Raw genomic sequence first — 6,410 nt, forward strand, 5'->3', positions numbered from 1 at the left:
AGCACACCTTTTATTGTTATTAGCAGTGTTGGTAATTCACTATCTATGCTGGTTTATTAACCAATATTGGAAAGTTTGAGTAAACGTTGAAGATCTTTCAGGATCCAACGGGCTTCTGTATTCAATGGATAATTTATGACAATGTTGCCGTGTGGATCGATCACCGTCAGCGACAACTCTGGCACTTGTTGATCAATAAAGTTAACTCGCTCTATCCTGGCAAAGGGATCGCCCTCCACAGCCGCCATACTTGCATCTGCCCAGACCCTCATAACCCTAGGCGCTTCTCTTCCCAAGGCTAAATGTAACTGTGTCACCTCCTCTACTCTTGTCAGACAACGTTTATCACAACTACCCGCGACACTGAGATAAAGGCTCCAACGCCCTAGCCATGCTTTATTAAGCTCAGTATCACCCTCTAGCCACTGACTATAATCAATAACAGGATTAAAGAAATGGCCATGCTCTTTTGTGGCTTCCGGCTTCCAGCCGCTAAAATAGAGTATCTGAGCCAAAACAATGGGTACCAAACTAATCGCCAATACTGCCCATAGAGACCAGCGAATGCTTCCACCTCTTAAGCTCTGCGCAACCATATCCAATACCCCATACTAAGAGAAGCTAACAACCACCATTGAACAGCATAGCCAAGGTGTTTCTCTGCTGAAATAGTATTTAGCTGCCAATGCGATATAAATCCAGTCGTATTATCAACGACTCGTAACTCATAATCAGGTAACTTAATCGCAAACCTTTCCTCAATAAGGCCTTTTTCAACCCAAGGAATTAACTGCTTATCTTCTGAAACTGTGGGAAAACTACCCAACTTCAAGGCTGGCTGTGCATAAGGAAAAACTTTAACGCGAGCTTTAAGCGTCGCTGCTATAGAGCGTATCTCAGGGAGTAGGCTACGATCATTCCATGGCAACCAACCAAGATTAACCAAGACCAAGCTTGAAGTAGGTAGCTGAAGTATTCGATATACGTCAACTCCTGCTACATTATCTACCAACTGATTATCGAGGAATCCCGTCCAATTGTTTAACCACCGTCCTTCTAACTCTAACTCAGCTCCCCATGGCGGAGTCGACATTGTAGACAACTCCTGTAAAGTAAACTGTTTCCCTGAGGCCTGTTCTAGAATACGTTTATCATTAGCGCGTTCCCATTGCCAAAATCCTAAAAACAAACCTAGACAAGCCAAAGCTAACAATAAATACTGCTTCAGCACTTTAACAATCATCGATAGGAGCACCAAAAATGTTAATCAAATCAATCATTATCATACTCTTTGTAGGCATGCTGCTGAGTCTAGCTTGTGGCTTTTACTTCCTTAACAAGGATAACAGTCAAAATATTCGTCTTCTTACTTCGTTAAAACTACGTATCAGTTTAGCCATACTCATCTTAATTTTGATCAGTTACGGCCTAGCCAATGGACAGTTAGGAAATTAGACCACATACACAAATATAAACAATCCCAACCAAACCACATCAACAAAATGCCAGTACCAGGCAGAAGCTTCAAAGCCAAAGTGTTTATCTTCAGAAAAGTGGCCTTTCAGAACCCTAACAAAGATAACTATTAATATCAGAGTCCCCAGTGTCACATGTAAACCATGAAATCCAGTCAGAATGAAAAAAGTCGCTCCATAAATTCCAGCATGTAGCGTTAGTCCTAATTCTGTATAAGCTTCGTAATACTCATATGCCTGAACGTATAAAAAAGCCAAACCTAACGCGATCGTGACAAGCATCCACAGCAACACTCCTCCCCGCTGTGCTTTTTTCAGTGCATGATGAGCCCAAGTTAAGGTGAAGCTTGATGAAACAAGCAAAATAGTATTAAGCAACGGCAAATGCCATGGATCCACTAAGCGATTTGGGCCCTGGAACTGCTCAGCATCAGGAGGTGTCATAACAGGCCATTTCGCCGTAAACTCTGGCCATAGCATGTGCGCTAGCCCTTTATCGCCCTCTCCGGCTAACCAAGGTACTGCAAACTGTCGAACATAAAAAAGCGCACCAAAAAATGCGGCAAAAAACATGACCTCAGAAAAAATAAACCAGCTCATCCCCCAGCGAAATGATCGATCCATTTGCGCATCATATAGTCCAGCCCGACTTTCACTCACTACATTAGAAAACCAGCCATAAAACATATAAAAAATAATCAACAACCCCAACAGGAAGAGCCAGGGCACTCCCTGCAAAATAAACAGCCCACCACCTAATGCACAAAAGAACAAACCTATAGAAGCAACTAATGGCCACTTACTTTCTGCCGGCACATAATAAGACCCACTCATAAAGTTCTCCTTATTATTATTTCATCGCCGTCGATACGGATTTAGTAATATCAAACAAGGTATAAGCCAAGCTCAGAGTATGAACATCTTGGTCAAGTTCTGGACTCAACATAAACACAACCGGAACACGCATTTTTTGTCCAGGCAACAGGGTCTGTTGATCAAAGCAAAAACATTGCACTTTCTTAAAATGTTGCGCTGCTAATGCTGGACTGACACTTGGTACAGCCTGGATAACAACCGACTGAGTTGTAGGATTCTCCATAACAAACCAAGCCTCATAAGTTTGTCCTGGGTGGGACTGCATCTGACTGGACTCAGCTTTAAACGCAATAGGCGTTTGCTCATTGGCAATGGTCAATAGTTGTACTTTCACTAGTCTAGAAGTATCCACTGTCGTCAAATGAGATTGACTATAAGCTTGAGTAGATGTTTTGCCATTTAAACCTGTAATTTGACAAAACACCTCATACAATGGCACTAGTGCAAAACCGAACGCAAACATTGCCAATGAAGCCAGCACTAGCGTTATCACTTGACGACGAATAGCGCTGACGCTCATCTCCTTCTCCTTACTTTACTTCAGGTGGCGTAGAAAAAGAGTGATAGGGTGCCGGTGAAGGTATCGTCCACTCTAGCCCCTCAGCCCCTTCCCAAGGATTTGCTGCCGCAGGCTCTCCCTCACGAATAGCTTTTATAATGACATAGGCAAAAAAGACTTGGGCTGTGCCAAAAACAAAGCCGCCGATACTTGATACCATATTGAAATCAGCAAATTGCAAAGCATAGTCAGGAATACGTCGTGGCATACCAGCCAAGCCAACAAAGTGCATAGGGAAGAAAGTAAGGTTTAAGCCGATAAATGACCACCAAAAATGAATTTTACCCAAAGTTTCGTTGTACATCTTGCCACACCACTTGGGTAACCAAAAATACACAGCCGCCATGATGCCGAAAATTGCACCAGGTACCAGTACATAATGAAAGTGGGCTACTACAAAGTAGGTATCATGATACTGAAAGTCAGCAGGAGAAATTGCTAGCATCAATCCTGAAAGACCACCGATCGTGAAAAGCACAATAAATGCAATTGAAAAGAGCATAGGTGTCTCAAATGTCAGCGCACCACGATACATCGTACTAACCCAATTAAACACTTTCACCCCAGTGGGTACCGCTATCAACATAGTGGCATACATAAAAAACAGCTCTGCTACCAATGGCAGCCCGACCGTAAACATGTGATGCGCCCAAACAATAAAGGACAAGAATGCAATAGAGGAAGTGGCATACACCATAGATGCATAGCCAAAAAGTTTTTTCCGGCTAAAAGCTGGAATAATATGAGAAACAATCCCAAAGGCAGGCAATATCATAATATACACTTCAGGATGTCCAAAAAACCAAAACAAATGCTGAAATAAGACTGGATCCCCACCACCTGCAGCAGAGAAAAAGCTAGTACCAAAATGCACGTCCATTAACATCATAGTGATCACGCCAGCTAAAACAGGCATGACCGCAATGAGTAGAAATGCTGTAATCAGCCAAGTCCATACAAAGAGCGGCATTTTCATAAAGGTCATGCCTGGGGCACGCATATTTAAAATTGTTGCAATAACATTAATCGCTCCCATGATCGATGATATACCGGCCATATGCATCGCAAAGATAAAAAAAGTCACGCTAGGTGGGGCATAGGTAGTCGATAAAGGAGCATAAAAAGTCCAACCAAAATTTGGACCACCCCCCTCCATCAATAAGGTTGATAACAACAACGAAAACGAAAACGGCAAAATCCAGAAGCTTAAATTATTCATTCTTGGCAACGCCATATCTGGCGCACCAATCATCATGGGAATCAGCCAGTTAGCTAAACCAACAAAAGCAGGCATAACGGCACCAAACACCATTATTAAACCATGCATAGTGGTCATTTGATTAAAAAAACCTGGATCTACCACCTGCAAGCCCGGCTGAAATAGCTCCAACCGAATAATCAGCGCCATGGTTCCACCAATCAGAAACATGATTAGAGAAAACCATAAATAAAGCGTACCAATATCTTTATGATTAGTGGTGAACATCCAACGTCCAATTCCAGAGGAGGGGCCGTGGTGATCATGGGTCACATTACTTGTAGCCACACTCATAGTGCTCTCCTCGTTATCGTTTTTCTTTGATCATCTGTGGAGAAACAACATCACCCGTCTTGTTATCCCAGGCATTCCGTTCATAAGTAATTACAGCAGCAAGATCTACATCATTAAGCTGGGCAGCAAAGGCTTGCATCGCGGTCCCTGTCACCCCTTTCAAAACCACATCAATATGCTTATCTATATCTTGCGTAACAATTGTGTTGCCATTGAGAGCAGGGAATGCGGGTGGGATACCCATACCATTAGGCTGATGACATGCAGCACAACTTGCTGCATATACCTTTTCTCCTCGCTCCATTAACTCTTCTAATGACCATTCACGATTAGCTGAATTTGCTAAAGCTGCTTTTTCAGCCTGCTTTTCTACCAACCATTCCTGATAGTCTTTTTCGGATTTGGCTACAACCACCACTGGCATAAAACCATGATCCTTACCACAGAGTTCCGCACACTGACCACGGTAAATACCTGGCTCTTCTATCTTGACCCAAGCTTCATTAATAAACCCAGGTATCGCATCTTTTTTGACCGCTAAATCTGGCACCCACCATGAGTGAATAACATCATTGGCAGTAATCAAAAAGCGCACTTTTTTACCCACAGGCAGCACTAAGGGCTCATCAACCTCTAAGAGATAGTGTTCACCTTTCGGTGCTTCATTCTGAATTTGTTCCTGAGGGGTGTTCAGATTAGAGAAAAAATCCACATCTTCATTAAGGTACTGATAACGCCATTTCCATTGATAACCTGTAATCTGAACGTCAACTTCAGCATCTGATGCGTCATACATCTTTATCAAAGTTGCCGTCGCAGGAACTGCCATAGCGATCAAAATTAACAGTGGTATAAGCGTCCAGATAATCTCTACTAATGTGCTTTCGTGAAACTGTGCTGGAATAGCTCCTCTAGACTTTCGATGATGGAGAATTGACCAGAACATGACCCCGAAAACAATCACAGCTATAGCAACACAGATCCAAAATATGGTCATGTGCAAGCCATATACATTGCGACTAATTTCTGTCACCCCAACAGGCATATTTAATGCCCAGTCAGCATAAGCAGAAGGAAGGAAAAGCAAAAACAACGGTACGACCAGTATGCGCAAAGGCACACCAAGCTTGATGCTATAGTGCATATCTCACCTACTGTCTTTGTTATTTTTATTGACAGACACCAATCCAGAGTCCGCCAGAATGCATTGATACAGATCAAGTGCAGACTTAAGTCGAGTATAGACAGTGAACAAATCTTGTCCAATCACGGACAAAAATTATTCAGATGGGATCACCCAAATTGCCACGCTAAGCAAGAGAGCACAAAACACTATCAAGAAGAGCACGCCTGCAATGATGTATGGCCAAAAAGAGTGTGACTGAAAATCACGCCTTCTATTGCGTTCGCTTTGGACGCCAAAAGCTGCAGCTAGTACACTGAGAATAATGTCAAACCAACGAGACTTAGACATATCGCCTCCTTGAAGTACACACTCACAGTATAGACGAAAATGAAAAAAGCCCTTCTGTATAAACAGAAGGGCTTTCATATGGAGCTCATGAGCAGACTTGAACTGCCGACCTCACCCTTACCAAGGGTGTGCTCTACCAACTGAGCTACATGAGCATATTAGGCGCTTGGCGATGACCTACTCTCACATGGGGAAACCCCACACTACCATCGGCGCTGAGTCGTTTCACTTCTGAGTTCGGGATGGAATCAGGTGGTTCCAACTCGCTATGGTCGCCAAGCAATTCGGTTCAGGTCTCTCTGTCTTATGTCACGCTGTGACCGCAGGTTTACCTAAATTCTGGATCGTCTTCAGTTCGTTGTCGTCATCACAACATCTCACGTTCATTCGTCAACGTGTCCCAGATCACTGGGTTATATGGCCAAGCCACACGGGCAATTAGTACTGGTTAGCTCAACGCCTCACAACGCTTAC

Annotated in this window: 8 protein-coding genes, 1 tRNA gene and 1 rRNA gene; 1 reads left to right on the forward strand and 9 read right to left on the reverse strand. The window is 43.2% G+C overall.

Translation table 11 applies throughout. The annotated features are described in order from the left end of the window. Positions 1 to 56 precede the first annotated feature (56 nt). Both Q334_RS0112720 and Q334_RS0112725 read right to left on the reverse strand, forming a co-directional pair. A complete protein-coding gene (locus Q334_RS0112720) occupies positions 57 to 596 on the reverse strand; it encodes a hypothetical protein (RefSeq protein ID WP_027313545.1) in 540 nt (179 codons plus the stop codon). Next, positions 578 to 1,243 carry an SURF1 family protein gene (locus Q334_RS0112725; RefSeq protein ID WP_027313546.1) on the reverse strand — a complete coding sequence of 222 codons (666 nt, stop codon included), beginning with the start codon at positions 1,241 to 1,243 and terminating at the stop codon, positions 578 to 580. Before Q334_RS0112725 ends, Q334_RS0112720 begins: the two co-directional genes overlap by 19 nt. A gap of 17 nt (positions 1,244 to 1,260) precedes the next feature. Between Q334_RS0112725 and Q334_RS20680 the strand changes: the two genes are divergently transcribed. After that, the gene (locus Q334_RS20680; protein ID WP_035461412.1) at positions 1,261 to 1,455 is read left to right on the forward strand and encodes a DUF2909 family protein; all 195 of its coding nucleotides are present in this window, start codon (positions 1,261 to 1,263) and stop codon (positions 1,453 to 1,455) included. On the opposite strand, the gene Q334_RS0112735 is transcribed toward Q334_RS20680, so the two are convergent. From Q334_RS0112735 to rrf, 7 genes are all read right to left on the reverse strand, one after another. Beyond that, the gene (locus Q334_RS0112735; RefSeq protein ID WP_027313548.1) at positions 1,452 to 2,309 is read right to left on the reverse strand and encodes a cytochrome c oxidase subunit 3; all 858 of its coding nucleotides are present in this window, start codon (positions 2,307 to 2,309) and stop codon (positions 1,452 to 1,454) included. The genes Q334_RS20680 and Q334_RS0112735 overlap by 4 nt on opposite strands. 16 nt (positions 2,310 to 2,325) lie before the next feature. Continuing rightward, entirely contained in the window at positions 2,326 to 2,871 is a 546-nt protein-coding gene (locus tag Q334_RS0112740) for a cytochrome c oxidase assembly protein (RefSeq protein WP_027313549.1), read from the reverse strand. A 10-nt stretch (positions 2,872 to 2,881) separates the two neighbouring features. After that, positions 2,882 to 4,462, reverse strand: a complete 1,581-nt coding sequence (gene ctaD, locus Q334_RS0112745; RefSeq protein ID WP_027313550.1) for a cytochrome c oxidase subunit I — start codon at positions 4,460 to 4,462, stop codon at positions 2,882 to 2,884. Positions 4,463 to 4,475: 13 nt separating this feature from the next. Further along, entirely contained in the window at positions 4,476 to 5,606 is a 1,131-nt protein-coding gene (gene coxB, locus Q334_RS0112750) for a cytochrome c oxidase subunit II (protein ID WP_211249537.1), read from the reverse strand. A gap of 135 nt (positions 5,607 to 5,741) precedes the next feature. Then, a complete protein-coding gene (locus Q334_RS0112755) occupies positions 5,742 to 5,936 on the reverse strand; it encodes a DUF2970 domain-containing protein (protein WP_027313552.1) in 195 nt (64 codons plus the stop codon). 79 nt (positions 5,937 to 6,015) lie between these two features. Further along, positions 6,016 to 6,091, reverse strand: a tRNA-Thr gene (locus Q334_RS0112760). 9 nt (positions 6,092 to 6,100) lie between these two features. Further along, positions 6,101 to 6,216, reverse strand: a 5S ribosomal RNA gene (gene rrf / locus Q334_RS0112765). Between the last annotated feature and the right edge of the window lie 194 nt (positions 6,217 to 6,410).

This window comes from Balneatrix alpica DSM 16621, from assembly GCF_000619885.1.
Taxonomy (GTDB): Bacteria; Pseudomonadota; Gammaproteobacteria; order Pseudomonadales; family Balneatricaceae; genus Balneatrix; species Balneatrix alpica.

Bases quoted from the DNA above. Each gene is read 5' to 3' on its own strand.
- Q334_RS0112720 (WP_027313545.1), bottom strand. From the start codon at position 596: ATGGTTGCGCAGAGCTTAAGAGGTGGAAGCATTCGCTGGTCTCTATGG.
- ctaD (WP_027313550.1), bottom strand. From the start codon at position 4,462: ATGAGTGTGGCTACAAGTAATGTGACCCATGATCACCACGGCCCCTCC.
- Q334_RS20680 (WP_035461412.1), top strand. From the start codon at position 1,261: ATGTTAATCAAATCAATCATTATCATACTCTTTGTAGGCATGCTGCTG.
- Q334_RS0112725 (WP_027313546.1), bottom strand. From the start codon at position 1,243: ATGATTGTTAAAGTGCTGAAGCAGTATTTATTGTTAGCTTTGGCTTGT.
- coxB (WP_211249537.1), bottom strand. From the start codon at position 5,606: ATGCACTATAGCATCAAGCTTGGTGTGCCTTTGCGCATACTGGTCGTA.
- Q334_RS0112755 (WP_027313552.1), bottom strand. From the start codon at position 5,936: ATGTCTAAGTCTCGTTGGTTTGACATTATTCTCAGTGTACTAGCTGCA.
- Q334_RS0112735 (WP_027313548.1), bottom strand. From the start codon at position 2,309: ATGAGTGGGTCTTATTATGTGCCGGCAGAAAGTAAGTGGCCATTAGTT.
- Q334_RS0112740 (WP_027313549.1), bottom strand. From the start codon at position 2,871: ATGAGCGTCAGCGCTATTCGTCGTCAAGTGATAACGCTAGTGCTGGCT.